Annotated in this window: 26 protein-coding genes; 13 read left to right on the top strand and 13 right to left on the bottom strand. The window is 60.3% G+C overall.

Annotation, left to right across the window (positions count from 1 at the left end):
• Nucleotides 1–67: 67 nt before the first annotated feature.
• Both ACYJRZ_RS08860 and ACYJRZ_RS08855 read right to left on the bottom strand, forming a co-directional pair.
• Nucleotides 68–1,051, bottom strand: a complete 984-nt coding sequence (locus ACYJRZ_RS08860) for a bifunctional riboflavin kinase/FAD synthetase (protein ID WP_459458073.1) — start codon at nt 1,049–1,051, stop codon at nt 68–70.
• Between the two features lie 15 nt (nt 1,052–1,066).
• Nucleotides 1,067–1,915: a TIGR01459 family HAD-type hydrolase gene (locus tag ACYJRZ_RS08855; protein ID WP_459458071.1), complete on the bottom strand. Its 849-nt coding sequence runs from the start codon at nt 1,913–1,915 to the stop codon at nt 1,067–1,069.
• A gap of 424 nt (nt 1,916–2,339) precedes the next feature.
• Between ACYJRZ_RS08855 and groES the strand changes: the two genes are divergently transcribed.
• The 3 genes from groES (at nt 2,340) to ACYJRZ_RS08840 (ending at nt 5,278) form a co-directional block, all read left to right on the top strand.
• On the top strand, nt 2,340–2,636 hold the full coding sequence (gene groES, locus ACYJRZ_RS08850; RefSeq protein ID WP_015338933.1) for a co-chaperone GroES: 297 nt from the start codon (nt 2,340–2,342) through the stop codon (nt 2,634–2,636).
• 74 nt (nt 2,637–2,710) lie between these two features.
• Nucleotides 2,711–4,351 carry a chaperonin GroEL gene (gene groL, locus ACYJRZ_RS08845; protein WP_459458069.1) on the top strand — a complete coding sequence of 547 codons (1,641 nt, stop codon included), beginning with the start codon at nt 2,711–2,713 and terminating at the stop codon, nt 4,349–4,351.
• Nucleotides 4,352–4,819: 468 nt separating this feature from the next.
• Entirely contained in the window at nt 4,820–5,278 is a 459-nt protein-coding gene (locus ACYJRZ_RS08840) for a hypothetical protein (protein WP_459458067.1), read from the top strand.
• Between the two features lie 57 nt (nt 5,279–5,335).
• On the opposite strand, the gene ACYJRZ_RS08835 is transcribed toward ACYJRZ_RS08840, so the two are convergent.
• Entirely contained in the window at nt 5,336–6,043 is a 708-nt protein-coding gene (locus tag ACYJRZ_RS08835) for a glutathione S-transferase C-terminal domain-containing protein (protein WP_459458065.1), read from the bottom strand.
• 215 nt (nt 6,044–6,258) lie between these two features.
• Between ACYJRZ_RS08835 and ACYJRZ_RS08830 the strand changes: the two genes are divergently transcribed.
• Nucleotides 6,259–6,702, top strand: a complete 444-nt coding sequence (locus tag ACYJRZ_RS08830) for a DoxX family protein (RefSeq protein WP_459458063.1) — start codon at nt 6,259–6,261, stop codon at nt 6,700–6,702.
• A 76-nt stretch (nt 6,703–6,778) separates the two neighbouring features.
• Here the strand turns inward: ACYJRZ_RS08830 and hisG are convergent, their stop codons facing one another.
• The 3 genes from hisG to hisS are packed head-to-tail and all read right to left on the bottom strand — an operon-like array spanning nt 6,779 to nt 10,106.
• Nucleotides 6,779–7,474 carry an ATP phosphoribosyltransferase gene (hisG, locus tag ACYJRZ_RS08825; protein WP_459458061.1) on the bottom strand — a complete coding sequence of 232 codons (696 nt, stop codon included), beginning with the start codon at nt 7,472–7,474 and terminating at the stop codon, nt 6,779–6,781.
• On the bottom strand, nt 7,474–8,592 hold the full coding sequence (locus ACYJRZ_RS08820) for an ATP phosphoribosyltransferase regulatory subunit (protein ID WP_459458059.1): 1,119 nt from the start codon (nt 8,590–8,592) through the stop codon (nt 7,474–7,476). The genes hisG and ACYJRZ_RS08820 overlap by 1 nt, the downstream gene beginning before the upstream one ends.
• Complete coding sequence (hisS, locus tag ACYJRZ_RS08815; RefSeq protein ID WP_459458058.1) at nt 8,592–10,106, bottom strand: histidine--tRNA ligase; 1,515 nt, start codon at nt 10,104–10,106, stop codon at nt 8,592–8,594. Before hisS ends, ACYJRZ_RS08820 begins: the two co-directional genes overlap by 1 nt.
• Before the next feature lie 125 nt (nt 10,107–10,231).
• Between hisS and ACYJRZ_RS08810 the strand changes: the two genes are divergently transcribed.
• The 3 genes from ACYJRZ_RS08810 to copM all read left to right on the top strand — a co-directional run bounded on the left by ACYJRZ_RS08810 (nt 10,232) and on the right by copM (nt 11,643).
• Nucleotides 10,232–10,759 (top strand): 2'-5' RNA ligase family protein, encoded by a 528-nt coding sequence (locus ACYJRZ_RS08810; RefSeq protein WP_459458056.1) that lies wholly within the window; start codon nt 10,232–10,234, stop codon nt 10,757–10,759.
• A gap of 70 nt (nt 10,760–10,829) precedes the next feature.
• The gene (locus ACYJRZ_RS08805) at nt 10,830–11,201 is read left to right on the top strand and encodes a hypothetical protein (protein ID WP_459458054.1); all 372 of its coding nucleotides are present in this window, start codon (nt 10,830–10,832) and stop codon (nt 11,199–11,201) included.
• Between the two features lie 73 nt (nt 11,202–11,274).
• Nucleotides 11,275–11,643 (top strand): CopM family metallochaperone, encoded by a 369-nt coding sequence (copM, locus tag ACYJRZ_RS08800; protein ID WP_459458052.1) that lies wholly within the window; start codon nt 11,275–11,277, stop codon nt 11,641–11,643.
• A gap of 46 nt (nt 11,644–11,689) precedes the next feature.
• Here copM and ACYJRZ_RS08795 read toward each other — a convergent pair whose 3' ends face one another.
• On the bottom strand, nt 11,690–12,589 hold the full coding sequence (locus ACYJRZ_RS08795; protein WP_459458050.1) for a LysR family transcriptional regulator: 900 nt from the start codon (nt 12,587–12,589) through the stop codon (nt 11,690–11,692).
• A 112-nt stretch (nt 12,590–12,701) separates the two neighbouring features.
• On the opposite strand from ACYJRZ_RS08795, the gene ACYJRZ_RS08790 reads away from it, so the two are divergent.
• Nucleotides 12,702–13,727 carry a zinc-dependent alcohol dehydrogenase family protein gene (locus ACYJRZ_RS08790; protein ID WP_459458710.1) on the top strand — a complete coding sequence of 342 codons (1,026 nt, stop codon included), beginning with the start codon at nt 12,702–12,704 and terminating at the stop codon, nt 13,725–13,727.
• A gap of 48 nt (nt 13,728–13,775) precedes the next feature.
• Here ACYJRZ_RS08790 and ACYJRZ_RS08785 read toward each other — a convergent pair whose 3' ends face one another.
• Nucleotides 13,776–14,825, bottom strand: a complete 1,050-nt coding sequence (locus tag ACYJRZ_RS08785) for an aldo/keto reductase (protein WP_459458048.1) — start codon at nt 14,823–14,825, stop codon at nt 13,776–13,778.
• A gap of 304 nt (nt 14,826–15,129) precedes the next feature.
• Between ACYJRZ_RS08785 and ACYJRZ_RS08780 the strand changes: the two genes are divergently transcribed.
• Nucleotides 15,130–15,834, top strand: a complete 705-nt coding sequence (locus tag ACYJRZ_RS08780; RefSeq protein ID WP_459458046.1) for an HAD family hydrolase — start codon at nt 15,130–15,132, stop codon at nt 15,832–15,834.
• Nucleotides 15,835–15,837: 3 nt separating this feature from the next.
• On the opposite strand, the gene ACYJRZ_RS08775 is transcribed toward ACYJRZ_RS08780, so the two are convergent.
• Both ACYJRZ_RS08775 and ACYJRZ_RS08770 read right to left on the bottom strand, forming a co-directional pair.
• Entirely contained in the window at nt 15,838–16,332 is a 495-nt protein-coding gene (locus ACYJRZ_RS08775; protein ID WP_459458708.1) for a hypothetical protein, read from the bottom strand.
• Between the two features lie 29 nt (nt 16,333–16,361).
• Entirely contained in the window at nt 16,362–16,991 is a 630-nt protein-coding gene (locus tag ACYJRZ_RS08770; protein WP_459458044.1) for a DNA-3-methyladenine glycosylase I, read from the bottom strand.
• 302 nt (nt 16,992–17,293) lie between these two features.
• On the opposite strand from ACYJRZ_RS08770, the gene ACYJRZ_RS08765 reads away from it, so the two are divergent.
• The 4 genes from ACYJRZ_RS08765 (at nt 17,294) to ACYJRZ_RS08750 (ending at nt 20,401) form a co-directional block, all read left to right on the top strand.
• Nucleotides 17,294–18,076, top strand: coding sequence for a L,D-transpeptidase (locus ACYJRZ_RS08765; RefSeq protein ID WP_459458042.1), 783 nt, complete (start codon nt 17,294–17,296; stop codon nt 18,074–18,076).
• A gap of 210 nt (nt 18,077–18,286) precedes the next feature.
• Nucleotides 18,287–18,994, top strand: coding sequence for a L,D-transpeptidase (locus ACYJRZ_RS08760; RefSeq protein WP_459458040.1), 708 nt, complete (start codon nt 18,287–18,289; stop codon nt 18,992–18,994).
• Nucleotides 18,995–19,305: 311 nt separating this feature from the next.
• Nucleotides 19,306–19,977 carry an outer membrane protein gene (locus ACYJRZ_RS08755; RefSeq protein WP_459458038.1) on the top strand — a complete coding sequence of 224 codons (672 nt, stop codon included), beginning with the start codon at nt 19,306–19,308 and terminating at the stop codon, nt 19,975–19,977.
• Between the two features lie 64 nt (nt 19,978–20,041).
• A complete protein-coding gene (locus ACYJRZ_RS08750) occupies nt 20,042–20,401 on the top strand; it encodes a DUF6881 domain-containing protein (protein WP_459458036.1) in 360 nt (119 codons plus the stop codon).
• On the opposite strand, the gene glcF is transcribed toward ACYJRZ_RS08750, so the two are convergent.
• The 3 genes from glcF to ACYJRZ_RS08735 form a co-directional block, all read right to left on the bottom strand.
• Complete coding sequence (gene glcF / locus ACYJRZ_RS08745) at nt 20,398–21,717, bottom strand: glycolate oxidase subunit GlcF (protein WP_459458035.1); 1,320 nt, start codon at nt 21,715–21,717, stop codon at nt 20,398–20,400. The two genes, ACYJRZ_RS08750 and glcF, sit on opposite strands and share 4 nt — an antisense overlap.
• A 228-nt stretch (nt 21,718–21,945) precedes the next feature.
• The gene (locus tag ACYJRZ_RS08740; RefSeq protein WP_459458034.1) at nt 21,946–23,145 is read right to left on the bottom strand and encodes an FAD-binding protein; all 1,200 of its coding nucleotides are present in this window, start codon (nt 23,143–23,145) and stop codon (nt 21,946–21,948) included.
• Nucleotides 23,142–24,581 carry an FAD-linked oxidase C-terminal domain-containing protein gene (locus ACYJRZ_RS08735; RefSeq protein ID WP_459458033.1) on the bottom strand — a complete coding sequence of 480 codons (1,440 nt, stop codon included), beginning with the start codon at nt 24,579–24,581 and terminating at the stop codon, nt 23,142–23,144. Before ACYJRZ_RS08735 ends, ACYJRZ_RS08740 begins: the two co-directional genes overlap by 4 nt.
• Nucleotides 24,582–24,599 lie beyond the last annotated feature (18 nt).

Here is a 24,599-nt window from a genome sequence, read left to right as displayed (position 1 = left end):
TCCAGTCACTCAAGGCAAAAAGATATTGCGTTGCCGCAATCCCTGCGCGCAATCGCTTCCAGCGAAATCAGGAAAAGGCGATGACCCGATCGAGCTCGCTGAGCGGCTGGACACCGGCGAGCAACGCCCTCGCTTCATCTTCGTCCTTACGAATTTGCGCGACCAGCGGGTCCAAGCCGTCGAACTTCAGTTCGGGGCGGAGATAACCGAAGAAGGAGACCGAACAGACCTGCCCGTAGAGATCGCCGCTGAAATCGAAGACGTAGGTTTCCAGCAGCGGCGCGCCATTGTCCGTTACCGTCGGACGCCGGCCGTAGCTGGCGACACTATCGCGAATGGTGCCATCGGCCATCCGAAAGCGGACAGCATAGATGCCTGCCCTCAGTGACGTCTCGGGTGGCAGCTGCATATTTGCCGTCGGGAAGCCGAGCGTGCGGCCGAGCTTTTCGCCACCGATGACAGGTGCCTGGACGGTATAGCGATAGCCGAGCAGACCGGCGGCTTGGGCGACATCGCCTTCCGCGAGCAGCGTACGAATGCGGCTCGACGAGATGACCTCCGTGTTTTCGTCGCGGAAGGCATCGATCAGTGTTACGCCGAAGCCGTTATGACTGCCGGCATTCATGAGAAAAGCCGGACCGCCCTGGCGATCATGGCCGAAATGGAAGTCGAAGCCAGTGACGACTTCCGATGCGTGCAGCCAGTCGATGAGGATCGAATGCACGAATTCATCCGCCGAACGCTGCGAGAAAGCGCGATCAAAAGGATATTCGATGACGGCGTTGAAGCCGAGCGCTTCCAGCAGCCGCGCTCGCAAAGGCGCAGGCGTCAGGCGGAAAACCGGTTGATCGGGCTTGAAGACGGTGCGCGGATGCGGCTCGAAAGTCAGCACCAGCGCCGGAATGCCGCGCTCTCTGGCGATCTCCAGTGCACGCGTCAGCACCGATTGATGGCCACGGTGCACGCCGTCGAAATTGCCGATGGCGACCACGCCGCCTTTCAAGGCATCAGGAAGCGGCTCGCGGGTTTCATTGCGGTGGAAAACGGTCATCGACTGCCACTCTCCTCAGACAAGGCGCGGCATCCACCACTTCGGCGAGGCCTGTTCGCGCGCCAGGAAGGCGCCGAGAGCGGCTTCATCCGTATGCCCTTCGACGACATATTCGCGGGCGTGGATGCCATGGCTGATATAAAGAAGATTGAGGCCGTAATCGAGTGCGCCGCGTACATCGGTCGGCATGCCGTCGCCGATCGCCACGACGCGCGACAGCGGAAATTCGCTCTTGACCTCGCGCGCCGCCGCAATTGCCGCATCGTAGATCGGCTGGTGCGGCTTGCCGGCGATGCGCGTCTGGCCGCCGAGCCGCTCGTAATAGGCGGCCATGGCTCCGGCGCAGGGGATCATGCGATGGCCGCGTTCGACCACGAGATCCGGATTGGCGCAGATCAGCGGCACCTTGCGGGCCGACCAGGCCGTCAGCATCTCGGTATAATCATCAGGCGTTTCGGTCTCGTCGTCGAAGAAGCCGGTGCAGACGATGCTCTCCGCTTCGCCGGCCTCGACGCGCTGAACGTCCAAGCCTTCCAGGATGCCGATATCGCGCTCCGGACCGAGCAGAAACACCTTCTTCGGCCCCTCGGCGATCAGTTTGCGCGTCACGTCGCCCGAGGTGATGATGCGATCGTAAACGCTGTCGGGAACACCGATTGCCCGCAATTGCTCGACGACCTTGGGAGCGACGCGCGGAGAGTTGGTGATGAGGACGACAGCAAGGCCTTCGCCGCGGGCCGCTTCGAGCGCGATGGAGGCCTCCTTATAGGCCGTGACGCCGTTATGGAGCACGCCCCAGACATCGCAGAGCGCAACATCATAAAGTCCGCCGATGTCGCGAAAGCTCTCGATCCGTTTGCCCATGCCGTCCTCGCATCAAATAAATCACGGGCTGACATCGCAAACCGGCCGGCAAATTACAAGAGCGGCACGCAAGGTTTTTGCGACGCACAAGGCCTGTGGAGCAGGCATAGGCAAGGTCGGCGAGCGACAGGATTGCGCAGCGGAAGCAATGGCATGACGCTCTGGGAAAGGCGTTACCTCATCCTTCTTTGCGAGGGCAAAATGAGAGAAACTTCGCAACGGCGTGCTACGCGGCACCGCCATGGGCGTTAATCATCCTCGAAATAAGCCGGACAGCGCCGTAAAAATTTCACAGTGCTGTTCTTGACTCACCCAGTAGCCACCCCTAAATCACCGTCGCTAGCACTCTCAATGGATGAGTGCTAACAAAATCCATACGGATCCCCGCTGATCCGTGAATGTCATTTGATCGAGGGATTAGACAATGGCAAGCACCAATTTCCGCCCCCTTCATGACCGCGTCGTCGTTCGTCGCGTCGAGTCGGAAGAAAAGACCAAGGGTGGGATCATCATTCCCGACACCGCCAAGGAAAAGCCGCAGGAAGGCGAAATCGTCGCCGTCGGTTCCGGCGCTCGTGATGAGGCCGGCAAGGTCGTAGCACTCGACGTCAAGGTTGGCGATCGCGTTCTGTTCGGCAAGTGGTCGGGCACTGAAGTCAAGCTCAACGGCGAAGACCTTCTGATCATGAAGGAAGCCGACATCATGGGCATCATCGGCTAATCCGGCCGGTTCCCTTTTCCGATAAAGCTGACGGGCCTTAAAGCCCCGAAAACGCGAATTCAGGAGTTTCAAACATGGCAGCTAAAGAAGTAAAATTCGGCCGCGGCGCACGCGAAAAGATGCTTCGTGGCGTCGATATCCTCGCTGACGCAGTGAAGGTCACGCTCGGCCCGAAGGGTCGTAACGTCGTTATCGACAAGTCCTTCGGCGCTCCGCGCATCACCAAGGACGGCGTTTCCGTCGCCAAGGAAATCGAACTGGAAGACAAGTTCGAAAACATGGGCGCCCAGATGGTCCGCGAAGTTGCTTCGAAGACCAACGACGTCGCCGGTGACGGCACCACGACTGCAACCGTTCTCGCCCAGGCTATCGTTCGCGAAGGTGCCAAGGCTGTTGCAGCCGGCATGAACCCGATGGACCTGAAGCGCGGTATCGACCTCGCTGTTGCAGAAGTCGTCAAGGATCTCCAGGCCAAGGCCAAGAAGATCAACACTTCGGAAGAAGTTGCCCAGGTCGGCACGATCTCCGCAAACGGCGAAAAGCAGATCGGTCTCGATATTGCCGAAGCTATGCAGAAGGTCGGCAACGAAGGCGTTATCACGGTTGAAGAAGCCAAGACCGCCGAAACCGAACTCGAAGTCGTCGAAGGCATGCAGTTCGACCGCGGCTACCTCAGCCCCTACTTCGTAACCAACCCGGAAAAGATGATCGCCGACCTCGAAGACGCGTTCATCCTCCTGCACGAGAAGAAGCTTTCGAACCTGCAGGCCATGCTCCCGGTTCTCGAAGCCGTCGTTCAGACCGGCAAGCCGCTCCTCATCATCGCTGAAGACGTCGAAGGCGAAGCTCTTGCCACCCTCGTCGTCAACAAGCTGCGCGGTGGCCTGAAGATCGCTGCTGTCAAGGCTCCGGGCTTCGGCGACCGCCGCAAGGCCATGCTGGAAGACATCGCCATCCTCACCGGCGGCACCGTCATCTCCGAAGATCTTGGCATCAAGCTCGAGTCCGTCACCCTCGACATGCTCGGCCGCGCCAAGAAGGTTTCGATCTCCAAGGAAAACACGACGATCGTCGACGGCGCTGGCGCCAAGTCCGACATCGAAGGCCGCGTTGCCCAGATCAAGGCTCAGATCGAAGAAACCACCTCCGACTACGACCGCGAGAAGCTGCAGGAACGTCTTGCTAAGCTCGCTGGCGGCGTTGCCGTCATCCGCGTTGGCGGCTCGACGGAAGTCGAAGTGAAGGAAAAGAAGGACCGTATCGACGACGCCCTCAATGCGACGCGCGCTGCCGTTCAGGAAGGTATCGTACCGGGCGGCGGTATCGCTCTCCTGCGTTCTTCCACGAAGATCACTGCCAAGGGTGAAAATCAGGATCAGGAAGCCGGCATCAACATCGTTCGCCGCGCCCTGCAGTCGCTGGTTCGCCAGATCGCTGAAAACGCTGGTGACGAAGCTTCGATCGTTGTCGGCAAAGTCCTCGACAAGAATGAAGACAACTACGGCTACAACGCCCAGACGTCTGAATTCGGCGACATGATCGCTATGGGCATCGTCGACCCGGTCAAGGTTGTTCGTACGGCTCTGCAGAACGCAGCTTCGGTTGCTTCGCTGCTGATCACCACCGAAGCCATGATTGCTGAACTGCCGAAGAAGGATGCGCCTGCTGGCATGCCGGGCGGCATGGGCGGCATGGGTGGAATGGACATGATGTGATAGGCCAACGGCCTGTTACGACTGTTCAATCCGATATCCGGAATTGACGAAAGGGCGGCCCTCGGGCCGCCCTTTTTGTTTGCGGCCTATAGTTTCGATGCAGACCGGCAAGGTTCTGGTAGCGCAAATTTACGCAAATTGCCCCATTGCCGTTTTCAAAAAAGCTCTTATAAATCGCAGCGCAGCGATTTGAGATGGTTAGCTGCAATGCACGCAAATTTTACTTATATTCGGCACGTTTAGTCGGCGCCAACACATGGTTATGATCTTAAGGATTGAGAGGCGTGCGGATTTTTTACTTGAAATGACTTCATAACTTGGACCACCAAGTCGGAACAAGCATGACGACAAATTGAAGTAACAGAGCCGAATGCTCTGCTTCTCATCGGATGCGGCATGCAGGAAGACATTCAATCTAGAAGACGCATGGGACTTTGGATAAAGCGCAAGGGGGGACCTGGCGCTCAAATGGGGATCATCTTGTTCAAGATTGCCAAGGCCAACTTTTCCGCTCCATTTGCGCCGGGCTCGCTGGAGTTCGAGGGCCATGACCCCGATCTTCTGGCTCAGTTCTGCGTTTCCGAGGGATGGACGGGTGATCTTTCAAGCGGCATCATCAAACTTGGGCAGTGGGGCACGATGCTGCATGGGCTGAACGCTTCGGAATGCGGCTTGCTAAGCCTCATGCATTGCTATGACCTGCAGGATCGGGCTCGTATCCTCGATCTCTTCGAACAGGCGGCGACAGCCAATTCCTGCTTCTGCTATTCGACGACTACGCTTGGCGCCGGCGGTCATCGCCGGCCGGTCTTCTGTGTCGGCGAATCCGTTGCCGCAGAAAAGCAGCATGCCGGCAGCATGGTCGGCGTTTTCCTGTTTCCGCGCTTCAAACTGGAGCCGGGAAGCCAACTCGCCACCCGGCAGTAAATCACCGTCGGCCATGGCCAGGCAACTTCGCCTGACCAGCTACCGGGTTCAACCTGATCAATCCCGCTTGGGAATGCTGAGACCACGCTGGCTTGCCGGACGTGCCAGAGCGCGATCCAGCCAGGCCATGACGGAGGGGAAGCTTTCGAACTCCAGCACTTCGCGGCCGCCATAAAAGACGTCGACGCCGCGAACCCAGGGGAACGTGGTGATGTCGGCGATGGTGTATTCATCGCCCATGATCCATTCGCGACCCTGCAGGCGACTCTCGAGAACGCCGAGCAGGCGCTTGGCCTCATCGCGATAACGCTCGACCGGATAGGGGTTATTGGCGACCTTTTCGGCGGCAAATTTGAAGAAGTGGCCGAACTGGCCGAACATCGGACCGACGCCTGCCATCTGGAAGAAGACCCATTCCAGGGTCTCGTAGCGCCTGGCTGCGTCGCTCGGCATGAGCTTGCCGGTCTTTTCCGCCAGATAGACGAGGATCGCGCCCGATTCGAACAGGCCGATCGGCTTACCGTCGGGACCATTGGGATCGATGATTGCAGGGATGCGGCCGTTCGGATTCAGCGAAACGAACTCCGGCGACTTCTGATCATTGGTGCCGAAGGAGATCAGATGCGGCTCATAGGGCAGACCAAGCTCCTCAAGCGCAATCGACACCTTAACGCCGTTCGGCGTCGGCAGAGAGTAGAGCTGGATAATATCCGGATTGCTGGCAGGCCAGCGTTTCGTGATCGGAAAGGACGACAGATCGGCCATGGGCTTGCTCCTGAAGGGACTGATTTGACACCTGATTTGCCGCCACAATAGCCGATAGGGCTTGTATGGGAAGAGTTATCTCGGCGGATCATTGTTCAATGATTGTGAACTAATTGTGCGCAGTTGTTTATCTTTCCAACTCCTCAAAAATGGCGAATATCCGTCTCCAGAGAATAACTGCCACTCGATCCCAAGCGAATTTACTGGAGAACCTCATGTCCAATAGCAATAACGTCATCATTCTTGTGGCGCGCATCCTGCTCGCCTTCATGTTCATCTTCGCCGGTTTCGGCAAGCTGACGGATCCGGCCGGCACCGCGGGCATGATTGCCGGCGCCGGTATGCCTGCTGCAACGCTGCTCACCTATCTTGCCGGCGCGTTTGAATTCGTCACCGGCGTCTGCGTCCTCATTGGCTTCCAGGTCCGTATCGTCGGCTGGCTTCTTGCCCTCTTCTGTGTCTTCACCGGCATCGTCTTCCACCTGCCGACCGTCAATGTTCCGGATTTCCCGGCTGCCGCCAACGGCTGGATCAACGGCCTGAACTTCGTGAACTTCCTGAAGAACATCACGCTGGCCGGCGCCTACATCATGCTCGCCACCAACGGCGCAGGCGTCTACTCGGTCGACGCACGCCGCGGTGCCTACGCCGCCGCCTGATTGCCGCAGACTTCCCAAGACAAAAGGCCCGCCGGAATTCCGGCGGGCCTTTTCGCATGACTCGGAAACAGGAAAGTCAGAGCGCGCTGCGCACGGCAGATATGATGCGCTCAACCATCGGATCGCCATTGTGGCTCTCCTTACGCGCACGCACGAGGCACGCCTCAGAACGCAGGATGATGCCATCCGACAGGACTTTCAGATGGTTCGCCCGAAGCGTTGAGCCAGTGGAGGTTATGTCGACGATGATATCGGCCGAGCCGGCGGCAGGTGCCCCCTCCGTCGCGCCGAGGCTTTCGACGATACGGTAAAGCTGGATGCCGTGCTGGCTGGAGAAGAATTGCTGCGTCAGCCGCCAGTATTTGGTCGCGACCGTCAGCCTATGGCCATGACGGGCGCGGGAATCGGCGGCGACGTCGCCAAGATCGGCCATGGTATCGACATCGAGCCAGATTTCCGGCACTGCTACGACGACATCAGCATGACCGAAGCCGAGCCTTGCGCAGAATTCGACCCGGCGGTCAGCCTCCGCCATGCCCTCACGGACAAGATCCTCGCCGGTAATGCCGAAATCGACGCTGCCATTGCCGATCTCACGCGAGATTTCCGAAGCCGACAGAAAGGCGATCTCAACTCCGTCCCAACCTTCGACACGACCGCGATAGGAGCGATCGTTACCGACGGCGACGATGGGCATGCCAGCACGCTCGAAAACGGCCGAGCAATCGTCCTTCATCCGACCCTTGGAGGGAAGCGCAATGGTGATGGTCATCAGGCTGCCCTCGCGGTTTCGATGCGGTCGAGCCAGAGCGCGAAGCCGACGGCCGGGATATGGTCCTTGGCGCCGAGCAGGGTCATCAGTCGATCGAAGCGGCCGCCACCCGCCAGCACCGCGCTCGATCCCTCCACCGTCACTTCGAACACGAGACCGGTGTAGTAATCAAGCGGACGGCCGAAAGCGGCACGATAATCGATCTTCGAGGCGTCGACACCGGCTTTGGCCAGTGCCGCAACGCGGGCATCGAAGCTTTTCAATGCGCTCCCGAGTTTCAACCCCGCAGCGTCGGCAAAACCTGCTAGCGCCGCGGAAGCATCCGCAAGCGGCACGCTCAGGGACAAAAACTCCTCCAGCACGCGGAAGGCCGCGTCGTCGAGCCGCGTTTCCGACAGCACCAGCTTCTCGCGAAGGCGCCGGGCGATTTCCTGCGGCGAGCGGCTGGCATTGGTGGAATAGCCGGTCGCATGCATGGTGGCGTCGATATGCTTGATCAGCCCCTGCTCATCGCCGCGATTGAGGAAATCGAGTACGTGCGCATCGAGCCCGGTAACCGGCTGCGGGCTTGCGAGCCGCGCCAGCAGGGTTTCGAGCTGCATCAAGTTGCCGAAGGCATGGATCAGCCGCTTTTGCCAGCCGGAAGGCAGCCCGAGCGCCTGTACCACCGCCTCGAATACGGCCTGATCGCCCAGCGTCACCGCGAGCGGCTTGCCGGGGACGAGCCGGTTCAGGATGCCTATGGCATCGCCAATGGCGCGGGCGTCGGCGCCGGCCGTCTCGTTATCGCCCAGATCCTCGATCCCGGCCTGATAGAACTCATGGCCGCCTTCGCGGCGCTGCCGAAAGATCTCGCCGAGATAGGAGTAACGCTTCGGCGTGCCGGTAGCGGTTTCGATATGGCGCAGACAGACGGGAATGGTGAACTCCGGGCGCAGGCAAAGGCTGGCGCCGGTTTCGCTTTCGGTCATGAAGATGCGACGGCGAAGATCTTCGCCGGCCATATCGAGAAAGGGTTCGGCCGGCTGGATGATGGGCGTATCCACCCTCTCCGTCCCACGAACGGAGAATTCGTCCAGCAGATCGCCCGCAAAATCCGGGAGGTTGATCAGGGGCATCAGCCCGCCCTCTTCCGGTCTTCCGCCTGTGCCGCCAAGATAGCCCTGACCTTCTCGATCAATTCGGCCTCCGGCACGGTTTCCTGCGCGACACGGGCCTCGCGCCAGCTGGCATTGTCCTCGATCTCGCCGGAAAGGCGCTTCCCTTCGATCAGATCCTTGATCTGGATGACGCCCTGGGCACGCTCATCGCCGCCCTGAATGATGGCGATCGGGCAGCCGCGGCGGTCGGCATATTTCAGCTGGTTGCCGAACTTCTTCCAATTGCCTTGGAACATCTCGGCGCGGATGCCGGCAGCACGCAGCTGCTGCGTGAAACGCTGGTAGCGCCCCATGGCATCGACATCGCCGTCCATGACGGTGACAAGCACGGGCTCGATCACTTCGTCCATGCCGAGCTTGCCGAGATTCTTCAGCGCTGTCATCAGGCGTGACACGCCGATGGAGAAACCGGTGGCCGGCACCGGCTGGCCCATGAAGCGCGAAACGAGCCCGTCATAACGGCCGCCGCCGCCAACCGAGCCGAAGACGACCTTCTCGCCCTTTTCGTTGGTCACGTCGAACAGCAGTTCGGCCTCATAGACCGGGCCGGTGTAATATTCGAGGCCACGAACGACGGAAGGATCGATCTTGATGCGATCCGCTCCATAGCCGGCGCTTGTCACGAGGCTGCCGATGAAATTCAGCTCCTCGACGCCTTCGCCTCCTTTAGACGTGCCTGCGACGAGCTCGCCAAGCTGGGCGGCACTTTCGGCATAGTCCTTGATGCCAACGAAGAAGAGCACCTTCTTGATCTGGTCGCTGCTGAGGTCGGCACCCTTGGTGAAGTCGCCGGACTCATCCTTGCGGCCGGGGCCGAGCAGCAGCGCCACGCCTTCCGGACCGAACTTGTCGAGCTTGTCGATGGCACGCAGCACGTTCAGCCGCTGGGCGGCCTTGTCATCGCCGCCAAGACCGATCGCTTCCAGGACGCCATCGAGAACCTTGCGGTTGTTGACGCGGACCACATAGTCGCCCCGTTTGATGCCCAAAGCCTCTAACGTGTCGGCCATCATCATGCACATCTCGGCATCCGCCTGCACGCCCGGCGCGCCGACGGTATCGGCGTCGAACTGCATGAACTGGCGGAAGCGGCCAGGACCTGGCTTCTCGTTGCGGAAGACATAGCCGGCGCGATAGGTGCGGTAGGGAAGCTGGATCTCGTTGAAATTCTCAGCGACGTGACGGGCGAGCGGCGCCGTCAGGTCATAGCGCAGCGACATCCACTGCTCATCGTCATCCTGAAGCGAGAAAACGCCTTCGTTCGGCCGGTCGCTATCGGGCAGGAACTTGCCGAGCGCATCGGTATATTCGAACAGCGGCGTTTCGACAGGATCGAAACCATAATGCTCGTAAACTGCCCGGATCTTGGAGGTCATCTCGTTGACGGCGCGAATGTCGCTGGCCGAACGATCGACAAAGCCACGCGGCAGGCGGGCCTTGAGCTTCTGCGGTTTCTTTTGTTTGTCGCTCATCTCTAGGGTAATCCGGTATGGGAACAGTCGCGGTTAACTAGCGGATTGGGCTGAGTGCGGCAAGGATTGTTATATGCTAACGACGGACAAAACGGACAAAAGCCAGCCAAGGCGACGGAGATACCATGCCGTACGCGATCGTTTTGAAATGCACGAATGAAACGGCCACGCCGGTTCTGGATCTCTGGCGTGAGGCGAGCCGTTTCGAAACCGCGCCATCGATGCAGGCGTTAAGCTATCCGCCGCACCTGACATTTGCGGTCTATGAAGACATTGCCGTTTCCTCGCTCGTCGCCGTCGCTCAAAAGGCCTTTGCAAAGGTGCCACCGCTATCGGTCGAGTTTTCGGGGATCGATCATTTTCCAAACGAAATGCTGGTGCTTTGGGCGCGTCCCACCAACGATCAAGCGCTAAGGCGGATACACCGCGCGATTCACGACGAGATCGACCCTGCCCTTTGCCATGAGCATTCCCGTCTGGATCGCTGGCAGCCACATTGCACCATTGCGATGAAGATCCCCTCAGGGGCGGCGGGAGAGGCTCTGGCCTGGGCAACGGCAACGCCTGCGAAGTTCACGCTCATCTTCGATGTGGTGGATTGCGTCAGCTTTCCGCCTGTCGAAAGCCTGCAGGAAGTCAAACTGCTGTCTTGATTACCTTCCAGTGTCCCTCGCGGTCGAATTTGCGCTTGCCTTGGTGGCATGCGCCGCTAGGTTCCTCTTCATGCGCTTGCTTGCGATCCTGACGACGATGATTGCGTGGATGCTCTACGGTGCCATGCCGGTGCTGGCGAGCTGCCCGATCTGCGATTCCGTCGCCGCAATACCCGCCGCATCAACCATGACCATGCACGGCGGCATGGCCCATACGCCTGGCATGGCGGGCCATGGTGACATGCATCAGGAAAAGAAGCCGGAAAACCCTTGCGCCGGCGGCATGGCGCATGTTGCATCCTGTGCCGCCTGTCTTGCCCTAACGCCGACACTTATGGCGGATGAGGGCAAACAAGCCGTCTCCTATCCAGCACCTGCGCCCGGCCAACGTCTCGCCGATTCGCGTCCACAACCAACGGCACCCCCTCCCCGGCTCACTTGACGATTATCTGTAGTCCATCGACGAGCGGCTGCCGCTCAAATCCAGATACCGTCCAGAAACGGAGAGAATACCTATGTCCACCTCAAAATCGCTGATGCTTGCCGGCGTATTCGCCTTTGCCCTCGCCCTTCCCGCCTTTGCCGACGACATGAAGAGCATGGATATGAGCAAGCCGATGGGAAACCAAGGCGCTTCCAGCAAGGCTTTCAACGACGCCATGGGCAAGATGCACAAGGACATGATGATCCACTACAGCGGCGATGCGGACGTAGATTTCGTCCGCGGCATGATCCCGCACCATCAGGGCGCGATCGACATGGCGAAGATTGAGCTGAAATACGGCAAGGATCCTGAGCTGCGCAAATTGGCTGAGAGCGTCATCACCGCGCAGGAAGCCGAGATCAAAGAGATGAAAGCCTGGCTGAAGAAGCACGGCAAGTGACAATACGGTAAATGGGAGGCGGCATTCGTGCCGTCTCTCTCACCGCTCAGCCCATGATTGCAGGCAGGCGCGCAGCAAGGAGATCGATGACCACGCGCATCTTCAGCGAAAGCTGCGGCACCTGCGGCCAGACGGCATAGACGTTGACGGGCCGGCTGGAGACATTGAGTACCGGCATGAGCTTGCCGGCATGCACATAGTCCCGCACTAGCCAACAGGGCAGCCACACGATGCCCATCCCTGCGGCGGCTGCATCCGCAATGACCTCCAGGTCATCAAGATGCAATCGCGTCTGCGGAAAATAGTCGACGGCCGCCCCATCTTCCTGCAGGAAGGTCCATCTCTTGGCTTCGCCCGATCTCGCATAGACGACGAGATCGTGGCTATCGAGGTCTGCAATCGTCTGCGGCGTACCTCTTGCAGCAAGATAATCCGGCGATGCGCATAGCGTGATGCGATGTAGGGCGATCTTGCGCGCGGCAAGGCCGGATTCGTCCCGCAACACGCCGTTGCGAATGGCGAGATCGAAGCCCTCGTCGAAGAGATCGACCACACGATCGCTGAAGGAAAGGTCGAGCTCAAGCTTGGGGTGGATACGCGCCAGTTCCAGTAGAAGTGGTGCAGCGCAGCGGCGACCGAAAAGGACAGGCATGGAGATGCGCAGACGTCCGGTAACCTCGCGCTTGCCCGATTCCAGCATGGCCTCGCCGGATTGTATCTCGTCCAGCGCCCGGCGGCAGCGCTCGTAAAAGGCCTGGCCTTCGTCCGTCAGGCTCTGCATGCGGGTGGTGCGGTGGAATAGCCGCACATTCAGGCGCCGTTCCAGTTTGGCGATGGTCTTGCCGATCGCCGAGCGAGACAGGTTCATGCGCGACGCCGCGGCCGAAAAGCCGCCGGCCTCGACCGCCTCCACGAACTCGGGAATGCCGTTGAGCATGTCATTCATGATGATTGCTTCCTTTTGGGAACCAGTACGCGGAAATAATATCGCCACTGGCGATCAAAAAGCAACGATATGCTCGGTCCATTGCTTTTCCAATTTCTCTCAGGAGATCATGATGACGAAGACCATGAAGCGTTGGACCCTTGAGACGATCGCCGTCGGCGCTCCCTTGAACCTCACGGAAACGGCGGTACCCAAGCCCGCGCGCGGCGAAGTGCTAGTGCGAGTCAAAGCCGTTTCGCTGAACTATCGCGACAAGCTCGTCCGCGAAACCGGCATGGGCCTGCCGATACAATTTCCCTTCGTGCCGGCCTCAGATATGGCGGGCGTGGTCGAAGCGGTGGGAGACGACGTAACCAGATTCTCCGTGGGCGATCGGGTCATTTCGACCTTCCATCCCGGCTGGATCGACGGCAAGCCACTCGGCGATGCCCGCACACCTCCCTACAGAACGCTGGGCGGCTTCTATCCCGGTGTGCTCTCGGAATACATCGCCATGCCGGGGGACTGGTTCGTATCGGCACCGCAGAGCCTCGATTATGCCGAGGCAAGCACCTTGCCCTGTGCCGGTCTCACAGCATGGTTCGCGCTGGTGGAGCGCGGCAAGATCAAGCCCGGCGACACGGTGCTGGTGCAGGGAACGGGCGGCGTTGCGCTGTTCGGCCTGCAGATCGCCACGGCCCAGGGAGCCGAGGTCTTCGTAACCTCCTCAGGACCGGAAAAGCTCGAGCGGGCCAAAGCCTTGGGCGCTCATCACGGCATCGACCGCAACAAAAGCGATTGGGTGGAGGAAGTCTATCGTTTCACCAACGATCAGGGCATCGACCATATCATCGAAATCGCCGGTGGCCCGAACTTCGGCCAGTCCCTGAAGGCGGTGGCGGCTCATGGCCGGATCTCCGTCATCGGTGTCCTCGAGGGCTTTGACATCTCCGGTCCGGTGGCACCGCTGCTGCTGAAGTCCCCCACCGTGCAGGGCATCGGCGTCGGCCATCGCCGTTCGCTCGAGGATTTCGTGCGGGCGGTCGACAGCATCGGCCTGAAGCCCGTCATCGGCCATCGCTATGCACTCAGCGAGGTGCCGGCCGCCTTCGACCAGCTCGATCGAGGCCCCTTCGGCAAGATCGTCATCGAGCTTTGACATGAAGCCGGGCCGCCGCGGAAAGTTGCGGCCCGGCTTCGCATGATATCAGGCCTTCGGCTCGAAGGGCTGCGGCACGCGCTGGGCGCCCTGGCGTGCCAGCATCCAGCCGGGATATTCGGGCGCAAGCGCGCTGACGTCATCGAGCTTGGCTATATCGTCGGCATCGAGCTTTAGCTTGACGGCGGCCAAATTCTGGTCGAGCTGGTCGAGACGCTTGGCGCCAATGATGATGCTGGTGACGAAGGGTTTTGCGAGGATCCAGGCAAGCGCCACGGTAGCAACGCTGGAGCCGTGCCTCTCCGCCACTTCGCGCATGGCGGCGACGCAGGCCCAGGCGCGGTCCTTGTCGACGGGCGGGAAATCGAAGCTCGCGCGCCGTCCCTCACCATTGCCGGGAGCGCCTGGACCGTATTTGCCCGAGAGCAGGCCACCCGCCAGCGGCGACCAGACCATCAGCCCCAGCTTTTCCTCGGTCATGACCGGCACGATTTCACGCTCCAGATCGCGCCCGGCGATGGAATAATAGGCCTGCACCGTCTCGAAACGGGCAAAGCCGCGTTGTTCGGAAATGCCGAGCGCCTTGGCGATGCGCCAGGCCTGCCAGTTGGAAACGCCGATATAGCGGACCAGACCGCGCGAAACGAGATCATCCAACGCCCGCAGCGTCTCGTCGATCGGTGTCACGATATCCGTGCCATGGATCTGATAAAGATCGATATGATCGGTCTGAAGACGATCCAAGCTTGCCTGCACGGAGTCCATGATATGGCCGCGCGAGGCGCCGCGATCGTTCGGCTTGTCGCCCATGACGCCATAGACCTTGGTGGCGATGACGACATCCTTACGGGGAACGCCGAGGTTCTTCAGGGCCTGGCCGAGCAGCTTTTCGGAATTACCGAAGGAATAGACGTCGGCGGTGTCGATGAAATTGACGCCGGCGGCAAGCGAGCCTTCGACGATCTTGTCGGCCAGCGCCTGGTCGACATCGGCGATCGAGCCCCAGGGAGTGTTGGGATTGGCTTCGCCGAAGGTCATTGTACCCAGGCAGAGTTCGGAGACGAAAAGGCCGGTATTGCCGAGTTGATTGTAACGCATAGGAGAAATTCCCTTGTGATCAGCCGGAAGACTCTTCCGGCCGGTGAACGCTATCTTTTCGCTATGAATTGGCCTCGGCACGGCAGCCGCAGTGGGCGCTGCCCTGGGGAGGTCATAAGACAGTCGTCGAGGCCGGGCTCTGGCTCCGCGGCAATCGAGACAACAAGCACATAATGCACCGAAAACCATTTTCAACGCGAGACCTCGGACCGATCACGATGCGGTGACCGACTCATGCTCTTGCGTCCGGCTGGGCGCGGATTAGACTCCAATTTCTATTTGATGCGCAAAACGGACATACCCGATGACGCAACGCCCCCTAACCACAATCGGCTTCGACGCCGACGACACGCTCTGGCAGAACGAACAGTTCTACCGGCTGACGGAGCTGCAATTTACCGAACTACTCGCCGATCACGCCGCGAACGACGTCATTTCCGCGCGCCTGCTGGAGGCTGAGAAGCGCAATCTTCGTCACTACGGCTTCGGCATAAAAGGCTTCACCCTTTCGATGATCGAAACGGCCATAGAGATCACCGAAGGCGAAGTGCCATCGACCGTCATCGCCCAAATCCTCGATATCGGCCGCGATCTCCTCGCCCATCCTGTCGAAACACTGCCGCATGTGCGCCAGACGCTGGAAGCCCTGTCGGGCAAATATCTGCTGGTGCTGATCACCAAAGGGGATCTCTTTGATCAGGAGCGCAAGCTTGCCCAATCCGGGCTCGGCGATCTCTTCGATGCCGTCGAAATCGTCTCGGACAAGAACGCCTCAACCTATCGCCGCATTTTCTCCAAGGTGGGCGATGGTCCCGAGCGAGCCATGATGATCGGCAACTCGCTGAAATCGGATATCGTGCCGGCGCTCGCTGCCGGCAGCTACGGCGTCTTCGTGCCGCACGAACTTACATGGTCGTTCGAGCATGTCGAGGAACCGACAGACGCACCGCGTTTTCGCAAGATCGGCCATCTCGGCGAGTTGCACGAGGTGATCGAAGCTTTGCAGTAATCCTTACTGCCCCTGCTTCGAGCGCGGCGGAAACAGCATCGGCCCCTGGTCCTTCTGCTGATCGACCGGCGCCTGCTGCGCGGCCGGCGGATTGGGATCGATGAGGATCTCGTAGGGAGCACCGAGACCGCGCCGGCGCGTGACGCGCGAATAATAGGGCTTGATTAGCCAGGTCGTATCTTCATTGATGGTGACGTCGGCGGTGTTGCCGTCTTCATCCGTGCCGAAGAAGGATTCGTCCTCGCTCGACGAGAGATCGAAGATCGCCATATAGGCATATTTGCTCTTCGAGCTGAAGGTGATCCGCACGTGCTGGCCCTTCTTCAGCGGCAGCATGTAGACCTTGCCCTTGCCGAATTTCGTCCAGCCCGTCAGCCTCTCGAGGACGGCGGGCAAGGCGATTTTTTCAAGCTTCTCGCCACGGTCGAGCTGCGGGAGCTGCTGTTGCTGGGTATCACTTTGAGCATGAGCGGCTGCGGCGCTGAACAGCGCAAACATCGTCAGAGAAAGACCGAGAAGCACAGCTCTCACGGCCGCACCAATGCGCAACGCATCGCCTCCACCTCTTTCCGGCAATAGCAGCCCTCGATGTGGTCGTTGACCAGGCCCATGGCCTGCATGAAGGCGTAAACTGTGGTCGGGCCGACAAAGGTCCAGCCGCGCTTCTTCAGATCCTTCGAAATCCGCACTGAAGCCGCCGTCGTCGGATTGGCGCGAAGATGGGCCAGATCGAAGACTTCGGGCCGCTCCGAAGCGCTTGGTTCGTGGCTCCAGAAATAGCGGGCGAGCGAACCGAATTCGTCACGCAGCTCGATGGCGCGGCGCGCATTGTTGATAGTGGAAACGATCTTGCCGCGATGGCGGATGATGCCGGCGTCGGCAAGGCAGCGCTCGATATCCGCCTCGCCAAACTTGGCGACTTTCTCGAAATCGAAGCCGGCAAAAGCGGCGCGGAAATTCTCGCGCTTGCGCAGGATCGTCAGCCATGACAAGCCCGACTGGAACCCCTCCAGGCAGATCTTCTCGAAGAGCCTGATGTCATTAACGACAGGCCGGCCCCATTCCTCGTCGTGATAGCGCTGATATTCCGGCAGATTGCCGTGCCAGAAGCAGCGGTCCTTGCCATCTTCGCCGGTGATGATGCCTGTTTCGGCCATTTTCGCGTTTCGTCCCCTATTTCAGCACGCGCTACCGGGAGCCGGTAAGCCACTATCGGATAAATTGAGATCAATCAAACGCTTAAATTCATAGACTGACTTCGACGACCGCGCATTCCGATTCATGATTTACCACTTGCAAACCATCTTTCCAAACCAGGCGGTAACCCTGACAAAGCTTTATCGGCTTCGCGGCATTTTGATGAATAGATGTTTACCATTCGCTCGCGCGCAAGTGGCACCATGGTTTCGACCGGGTGCTTTCGCGCCCATCTTCGGCCCATGTGTAGAGAGTTTGTCCGATGATGAAACATGCCATTCTGTGTGCCGCGGGCGCCTTGAGCCTGCTTGCCTCCACTGCCTTTGCCGACGATCGCTATCAGTCGCGCCCACCCGTCATCGTCAGTCCCGATCTGACGGCCCCCTGGGTGATGCAGCTTGGTGGCGGCAACGTGCAGCCGGTCGTCTATCCCCGCCCAATCGCGCGCCGCGCCGCCGATCCCAGAATGGAGCAGCAGGCCAATCCGCAGGTGCGCCAAGTCGTGCAACCGCGCGGCCTGTTTGCGCGCCCGGCCGTGCAGCAAGTCGCCATGGCCCGTCCGCAATATCCGGCAGTCCGAGGCCAGATCGATCCGCAGTTTCTGCCGCAGATCGTCGACTACCAAACCAAGGAAAAACCGGGCAGCATCGTCATCGACACCAATAACCGCTTCCTTTATCTTGTGATGGATGGCGGCAAGGCGCGGCGCTATGGCGTCGGCGTCGGCAAGCCCGGCTTCGAATGGGCCGGCGCCCACACGGTGACCCGCAAGCAGGAATGGCCGGATTGGACGCCGCCGGCCGAGATGATCTCCCGTGAAGCGGCCAAAGGCCATTATTTGCCGGCGCACATGGAAGGCGGCGAAGGCAATCCGCTTGGCGCCCGCGCCATGTATCTCGGCTCCACCCTTTATCGCATCCATGGCACCAACGCGCCCTGGACGATCGGCAGCGCCGTCTCTTCCGGCTGCATCCGGCTTCGCAACGAAGATGTCATCGACCTTTACAACCGCGTAAAGGTCGGCACCCGCGTCACCGTCATGTAAGCTTGAATGAGGTTCCAGCCTGTGCGGCGATACTACTCCATTGTAGGGGCTGTATTCGCCGCATGGGAAAACCCTCCACTATAGTTCAGACTATAGTCTGATCGACGACAGACAAGAGGGCAGCTCTTCCTGAACGTACCCAACATTGGGCATTTTGATCTTGATCCCTTCGTTGGTTCCGGTAATTTCCTACCGGATTCAACGAGGGGAATGCCAATTATGAAAGCAGCATTGTCGATCGCGACGGCAGGTGTCGTCGCGGCGTGTCTTCTTGCAGCATCGAACGCAGCCGCCTTCACCGCCTCCGCACCTTATGCGGCGCCGGCCGCCCGCGCCGATGTTGTCCGGGTCGCGATGGAGCCGCAGGGCCAGGTGAAGCCGCAGTTCCAGCGGCGGATGGTGCGGCTGGCGACAAACGAGGCTCCCGGCACCGTCATCGTCGATACCAACAACAAGTATCTCTACCTCGTCGAAGGCAATAACCGCGCAAGACGCTATGGTATCGGCGTCGGTCGCGATGGTTTCGGCTGGTCGGGCGTCGTCAAGGTCGGCCGCAAGGCGGAATGGCCGGGCTGGACGCCGCCGCCGGAAATGATCGCGCGCGAAGCCAAGAAGGGTCACAAGCTGCCGCCCTATCAGGAAGGCGGCGAGGACAATCCGCTCGGCGCGCGCGCCATGTATCTTTATCGCAACGGCAACGACACAGCCTTCCGCATCCACGGTACCAACCAGCCCTGGAGCATCGGCCTCAACATGTCGTCGGGCTGCATCCGCATGATGAACAAGGACGTGATGGATCTCTATGACCGCGTTCCGGTCGGCACGAAGGTCATCGTTGTGGGTCCGGGCAACAAGCAGGGCGAGGTCAGCTATCAGGATCGCGGCGTCGATGTGCTGAGAACCCTTTTCGGCGGCTAAAGAAGGCCTCTCCATCTGACCCGAATCATGTATCGGCATAATGGGCGCTCCGAAGGATGGCATACCATTCATGCGAGATCGGAGCGCTCGCCTCACTTGCAATAGCTTATTGTCTGCAGGCGCGGATAAGGACACTGTTGCGCCTGTGTTACAGCTCGCCATTTATCGCGTCGCATCCCCAAAAAACGGGTCACGATCTTCAGTTTAGCGTCAGTTTTCCCTCCTAAGCCATACTTGTCTACCCGTGCCTGCAATAGAAGTGTCACGGAAGCGCGTTTAGATAGCAGCACTTTGCCATCCGGGGATCTCATATGCGTCGTGCATTTCGCATTAAGCAGCCGGCACTTGCCGCGCTTGCGACTTCCGCATTCATATTTGCCGCAAGCTCTGCCTCGGCAGAGATGCAATTTTCCGCTTACGGCGGCGTGCAGGCCGCAACCGGCAGCAATGTGACCACATCGGACGGCGCCGATTTCGATCCGAACTGGTCGGGCAAGTCCTTCAAGATGCCACCCTATTTCGGCTTCCGCGGCATCTGGTGGCTCGATGAGTTGGACAAGCCGAACTGGGGCGTGTCGCTCGATTATACCCATGCGAAGGTCTATGGCGATCTCGGCAATACGCCCGGCTGGTCGCATTTCGAATTCACCGACGGCCTGAACATGCTGACGCTGAATGCGCTCTACCGCTTCCAGGATCCGAGCCGCAACTGGACGCCCTATGTCGGCCTCGGCGCCGGCATCAACGTGCCGCACGTCGAAGTCACCCGCGCATCGGGCACGACCTTCGACTACCAGTTCGGCGGCGCTTCGCTGCAGGCGCAGGCGGGTGTGAGCTACCAATTCGCCAAGCACTGGTCGACCTTCGTCGAATATAAGGGCAACTATAACTTCGTGAACAACGTCTCGATCGACAGCGGCGATACGCTGAAGACCAGGGTCTTTACGCACGCGCTCGACTTCGGCGTCTCGTTCAACTTCTGACGCTGCTCAGGCTGAAGTAGCAATCAATCCCTCAAACCGGTTCAGGCCTGGGGGATCTTGTGCTATGTTCCAGCACATGAGCTTTTCCTATTACAGATGCGACTGGATCCATCCGGAAAGCGAGGAGCCGGTCATCGTTTATTACGAGGTCGACATCACCGGCGATGTTCCGCGCCTCATCGACGTGTTTGCCGATGGTCGACGGCAATGCATGTCGGTTGTCGATTTTACTGCAGTGGGACGCGAAATGCCTGGGATCACCAGCCTCGTCGAAGGCTCGTTTTACGATGGCATTGCCGGCTTGGTGGACGGGATCTTCTTCGAAGAGGGCCAGGAGCGCATCAGCATGACACGCATTGCCGCCGATCGGTTCGAAATCGAATGGCAGGCTCATCGCCTACCCACGCCGGACAAGCTGCATTAGGCAGCGGCAGGCTGCAGATCTTTTAACTTTTCCGGCATCTCGCCACCATAAGCCCAGTCCAGCAGCTCCACCGTATGCAGGATGGGGATACCGGTCGCCGTCGCGATCTGCGTGATGCAACCGATATTGCCCGTTGCGATGATATCAGCTTTCGTTGCTTCTATATTGCGGACCTTGCGTGCCTTCAGCTCAGCCGAAATTTCCGGCTGCATGATGTTGTAGGTGCCGGCCGAGCCGCAACAGAGGTGACCTTCCGCCGGGTCGCGTACCGTAAAGCCCGCGGCTTTCAACAGGAGCTTCGGCGCTATGGTGATCTTCTGCCCATGCTGCATGGAGCAGGCGGAATGATAGGCGACGGTGATGCCGCGCGGCATATGCGAGGGAAGGTCGAGACTTGCGAGATATTCGGTGATGTCCTTGGCGAGCGCCGAGACCCTTGCCGCCTTGTCGGCATAGGCTGGATCGAGGCGCAGCATATGGCCGTAGTCCTTGATCGTCGTACCGCAACCCGACGCCGTGATGATGATGCCATCCAGCCCTCCCGCCTCGATCTCGCCTATCCAGACATCGACATTGGCGCGGGCGGCGGCAAGCGCCTGCTCCTCGCGCCCCATATGGTGGACGAGCGAGCCGCAGCAGACCTCCCCTTCCGGCACCACAACCTCAACGCCGAGGCGCGTCAGCAAGCGGATGGTCGCCGCGTTGATCTCCGGATCGAGCACCGGCTGGGCGCAACCCGTCAAGATTGCCACGCGGCCGCGCCGCTCGGCCTGCGGCGCATGCAGCCCCGGCTTGGCAAGAGGCGATGGCGCGGGAATGCTGCGCGGCGCAAGATCGAGCATGGCGGCGAAAGCCTTCCAGGCCGGAACGCGTCTCAACAAGCCCTTGAACGGCCGGCCGATGCTGGCAAGCCGTAAGGCCAGCCGGAACCGGCCGGGATAGGGCAGTACGGCTGCCAGCACCTTGCGAGTCAGTCGGTCCATCAGCGGGCGCTTGTAGGTATTCTCGATATGAACACGCGCATGGTCGATCAGGTGCATGTAGTCGACCCCGGACGGACAGGTCGTGGTGCAGGCGAGGCAGGAAAGGCAACGGTCGATATGCGTCACCACCTCGGCATCGGCAGCCCGGCCGTTTTCCAGCATATCCTTGATGAGGTAGATGCGGCCGCGCGGGCTGTCGAGCTCATTGCCGAGCGTGACATAGGTCGGACAGGTGGCGGTGCAGAAGCCGCAATGCACGCATTTGCGCAGGATCGCCTCGGACTCGGCCACATGCGGATCGGCAAGCTGTTCGGGCGTGAAATTGGTTTGCATCCGGCTTTCCCTACTTTCGCGCCAAAGAATGGGCGATTGCTGGCTCCTTCGCACAAAGCCCCCTCATCGGCCCTGTCGGGCACCTTCTCCCCGAGGGGAGAAGGAGTTGGGGACACCGTAACTCCGTTATCGTCGATGGTGAAAAGCCACGCAGAATTGGGTTGTCCCCTCTCCACCTCAGGGAGAGGGCTAGGGTAAGGGAGTAACTAGCCAAAGACTCCATCTACATCACCCCATCTTCCCCGGATTGAAAATCCCCGCCGGATCGAATTTTTCCTTCACGCGCGCTGACAGCAGCGCCACGGCTTCGGGTTGCGGCTGGAAAGCCGGCGTTATCGCGCGGTGGGCTGGGATGGCGCGCATCAAGGTGGCGTGCCCGCCGCCAAGCGCATGAATGTAGCGCCTCAGCATATCGCCCTCCGGCTCGGCTTCCATGCGCATCCACACGAGCCCGCCCTGCCAATCGTAATAGGCATCCACGCCCTCCTCCAGGCGAAGGGCCGCGACAAGCCGGTGGCCCGTGCCGGGGGCGATCGAGACGCGCCAGACAGGACGCGAGGTGCCATCCGCATAGGGCTTCACATTGCGGATCTCGCGCCAGAGCCTGCGGCTGTCATCCCCCTCGAGACGTTTCACCGACCCCAGCCGGCCCATGGCGGCGGAAAGCTTTTCGCCGCGGACCAAGACAGAGCTCGGAAGACCTTCGATGCGCAGCACCGTCGCCTCGCCTTGCGGCAGCTTGCCGTCGAGAAATGACCAGGCGACGGTTAGCGGCAGATGGGCGGCGCCCGATACTTCGAGCGGCAGGGCCATGGCGGCGGCCATGGCATTGGCTGCCTCCGCATCGTTGAGACCGGAGAGGATAATCGTCTCCTCGGTCTTCGGCTTCGGCGGCACGCGGAACGTCACCTCGGTCAGAAGACCGAGCGTTCCGTGCGAACCGGCCATCAGCTTGACGAGATCGAGACCGGTGACATTCTTCATCACCCTCCCCCCGGCCTTGACGATCTCGCCCTTGCCATTGACGAAACGGACCCCGAGCAGACTGTCGCGCGCCGCACCGCTGACGAAACGGCGCGGGCCGGAGACATTGGCTGCGAAAATGCCGCCGATCGTTGGCTCGCCTTCGGTCGCCATCAGCGGCCTATGATCCATCGGCTCGAAGGCCATCATCTGGCCGGCCTCGGCAAGAGCGGCCTCGATCTCGGCGGCCGGGGTGCCGGCACGGGCCGTCATCACCATCTCACCTGGATTGTAGGCGACGACGCCGGTCAGGCCGCGTGACGAGAGCACCGCTTCGGACGCGACTGCATTGCCGAAGCCGGATCGCGTGTTGCTGCCGACGATCGCCAAAGCCGCGCCGCGCGCCGTATGATCGCCGATGATTGAGGCCACTTCTTCCTCGGTCCTGGGGCGAAACTCGATCATGCGGCGTTGCGCCCATCGAGCGGGAAGACTTTGGACGGATTGAGGATCCAGCCGGGATCGAAGGCTGCGCGCACCGACATCATCTGGGCGAGATCGACAGGGGCATATTGGTGCCGCATCAGATCGCGCTTCTCGATGCCGACGCCATGTTCGCCGGTGAGGCAACCGCCGGCATCGACGCACAGCCTAAGGATATCGTTGCCGGCCGCTTCCGCCTTGGCCGCCTCATCGGGGTCATTGGCATTGAAGAGGATCAGCGGATGCATGTTGCCATCGCCAGCGTGGAAAACATTGGCGACACGCAAGCCATAGCGATCGACGATTTCCGTCGTCTTCTGAAGCACATAGGAGAGCTGGCTGAGAGGCACAGTACCATCCATGCAGATATAATCGGCGATACGGCCGGTAGCACCGAAGGCAGATTTCCGGCCTTTCCAGATCAGCGCCGCCTCGGTTGCCGACTGGCATTCGCGCACGGTCTTAACCTTGTGGATGCGGGCAATAGTGACGATGCTGGCAAGCATGTCATCCATCTCCGCCTCGGAGCCTTCGACCTCGACGATCAAGAGAGCCTCAACATCAAGCGGATAACCGGCTTTAGCGAAGGCTTCGCAGATTTCGATTGCCGGCTTGTCCATGAACTCGATCGCGACAGGCACGATGCCGGCGGCGATGACATCGGCGACACAGGCGCCCGCCTCCTCGGAACTGTCGAAGCCGAAGAGCACCGGCCGGGCGCCTTCCGGCTTGGCGATGAGCCGCACCGTCGCCTCGGTAACGATGCCGAGCTGGCCTTCGGAGCCGCAGACGAGGCCGAGCAGATCGTAGCCCGGCGCATCCAGAGCCTTGCCGCCGAGATCGATGACGGTGCCGTCGGTCAGGACAAGCTTGACTCCGAGGAGATTGTTGGTCGTAACGCCGTATTTCAGACAATGGGCGCCGCCGGAATTCATGCCGATATTGCCGCCGATGGTACAGGCAAGCTGCGAACTCGGGTCGGGCGCATAGAAGAAGCCATCGGCCGAAACGCTTTCGGAAACGTGCAGGTTCGTCACCCCCGCCTGCACGGTCGCAGTGCGGTTGGCATAATCGATATCGAGGATGCGGTTCATCTTGGAGAGGCCGAGAACGACGGCATCCTCCTGCGGTATGGCGCCGCCGGAAAGCGAGGTGCCGGCGCCGCGCGGCACGATGGGAATGCCGTAGCGATGGCAATATTTCATCACGGCAGACACTTCCGCCGTCGAGCGCGGCAAGGCGACGGCGAGAGGCAGGCGGCGATAGGACACGAAGGCATCGGTTTCGAAGGGCACGAGTTCGCGCTGCTCGTGGATTAAGCATTCCGGCGCGAGAAGATCGGCGAGATCGGCAACGATCGCGCTGCGCCGGGCCAAAACATCCGCACGCGGCTCCAGAAATGAAATGGCCTCCACCATGCCGTCCTCCTCCTGCAT

This window comes from Rhizobium sp. No.120, from assembly GCF_054558365.1.
The sequence above is the reverse complement of the archived record's forward strand: the minus strand, read 5'-3'. Positions and strand labels throughout refer to the sequence as shown.

Excerpts from the sequence above, each read along its gene's own strand:
- ACYJRZ_RS08860 (WP_459458073.1), bottom strand. The coding sequence starts at position 1,051 with ATGACCGTTTTCCACCGCAATGAAACCCGCGAGCCGCTTCCTGATGCC.
- ACYJRZ_RS08855 (WP_459458071.1), bottom strand. The coding sequence starts at position 1,915 with ATGGGCAAACGGATCGAGAGCTTTCGCGACATCGGCGGACTTTATGAT.
- groES (WP_015338933.1), top strand. The coding sequence starts at position 2,340 with ATGGCAAGCACCAATTTCCGCCCCCTTCATGACCGCGTCGTCGTTCGT.
- groL (WP_459458069.1), top strand. The coding sequence starts at position 2,711 with ATGGCAGCTAAAGAAGTAAAATTCGGCCGCGGCGCACGCGAAAAGATG.
- ACYJRZ_RS08840 (WP_459458067.1), top strand. The coding sequence starts at position 4,820 with ATGGGGATCATCTTGTTCAAGATTGCCAAGGCCAACTTTTCCGCTCCA.
- ACYJRZ_RS08835 (WP_459458065.1), bottom strand. The coding sequence starts at position 6,043 with ATGGCCGATCTGTCGTCCTTTCCGATCACGAAACGCTGGCCTGCCAGC.
- ACYJRZ_RS08830 (WP_459458063.1), top strand. The coding sequence starts at position 6,259 with ATGTCCAATAGCAATAACGTCATCATTCTTGTGGCGCGCATCCTGCTC.
- hisG (WP_459458061.1), bottom strand. The coding sequence starts at position 7,474 with ATGACCATCACCATTGCGCTTCCCTCCAAGGGTCGGATGAAGGACGAT.
- ACYJRZ_RS08820 (WP_459458059.1), bottom strand. The coding sequence starts at position 8,592 with ATGCCCCTGATCAACCTCCCGGATTTTGCGGGCGATCTGCTGGACGAA.
- hisS (WP_459458058.1), bottom strand. The coding sequence starts at position 10,106 with ATGAGCGACAAACAAAAGAAACCGCAGAAGCTCAAGGCCCGCCTGCCG.
- ACYJRZ_RS08810 (WP_459458056.1), top strand. The coding sequence starts at position 10,232 with ATGCCGTACGCGATCGTTTTGAAATGCACGAATGAAACGGCCACGCCG.
- ACYJRZ_RS08805 (WP_459458054.1), top strand. The coding sequence starts at position 10,830 with ATGCGCTTGCTTGCGATCCTGACGACGATGATTGCGTGGATGCTCTAC.
- copM (WP_459458052.1), top strand. The coding sequence starts at position 11,275 with ATGTCCACCTCAAAATCGCTGATGCTTGCCGGCGTATTCGCCTTTGCC.
- ACYJRZ_RS08795 (WP_459458050.1), bottom strand. The coding sequence starts at position 12,589 with ATGAATGACATGCTCAACGGCATTCCCGAGTTCGTGGAGGCGGTCGAG.
- ACYJRZ_RS08790 (WP_459458710.1), top strand. The coding sequence starts at position 12,702 with ATGACGAAGACCATGAAGCGTTGGACCCTTGAGACGATCGCCGTCGGC.
- ACYJRZ_RS08785 (WP_459458048.1), bottom strand. The coding sequence starts at position 14,825 with ATGCGTTACAATCAACTCGGCAATACCGGCCTTTTCGTCTCCGAACTC.
- ACYJRZ_RS08780 (WP_459458046.1), top strand. The coding sequence starts at position 15,130 with ATGACGCAACGCCCCCTAACCACAATCGGCTTCGACGCCGACGACACG.
- ACYJRZ_RS08775 (WP_459458708.1), bottom strand. The coding sequence starts at position 16,332 with ATGTTTGCGCTGTTCAGCGCCGCAGCCGCTCATGCTCAAAGTGATACC.
- ACYJRZ_RS08770 (WP_459458044.1), bottom strand. The coding sequence starts at position 16,991 with ATGGCCGAAACAGGCATCATCACCGGCGAAGATGGCAAGGACCGCTGC.
- ACYJRZ_RS08765 (WP_459458042.1), top strand. The coding sequence starts at position 17,294 with ATGATGAAACATGCCATTCTGTGTGCCGCGGGCGCCTTGAGCCTGCTT.
- ACYJRZ_RS08760 (WP_459458040.1), top strand. The coding sequence starts at position 18,287 with ATGCCAATTATGAAAGCAGCATTGTCGATCGCGACGGCAGGTGTCGTC.
- ACYJRZ_RS08755 (WP_459458038.1), top strand. The coding sequence starts at position 19,306 with ATGCGTCGTGCATTTCGCATTAAGCAGCCGGCACTTGCCGCGCTTGCG.
- ACYJRZ_RS08750 (WP_459458036.1), top strand. The coding sequence starts at position 20,042 with ATGTTCCAGCACATGAGCTTTTCCTATTACAGATGCGACTGGATCCAT.
- glcF (WP_459458035.1), bottom strand. The coding sequence starts at position 21,717 with ATGCAAACCAATTTCACGCCCGAACAGCTTGCCGATCCGCATGTGGCC.
- ACYJRZ_RS08740 (WP_459458034.1), bottom strand. The coding sequence starts at position 23,145 with ATGATCGAGTTTCGCCCCAGGACCGAGGAAGAAGTGGCCTCAATCATC.
- ACYJRZ_RS08735 (WP_459458033.1), bottom strand. The coding sequence starts at position 24,581 with ATGGTGGAGGCCATTTCATTTCTGGAGCCGCGTGCGGATGTTTTGGCC.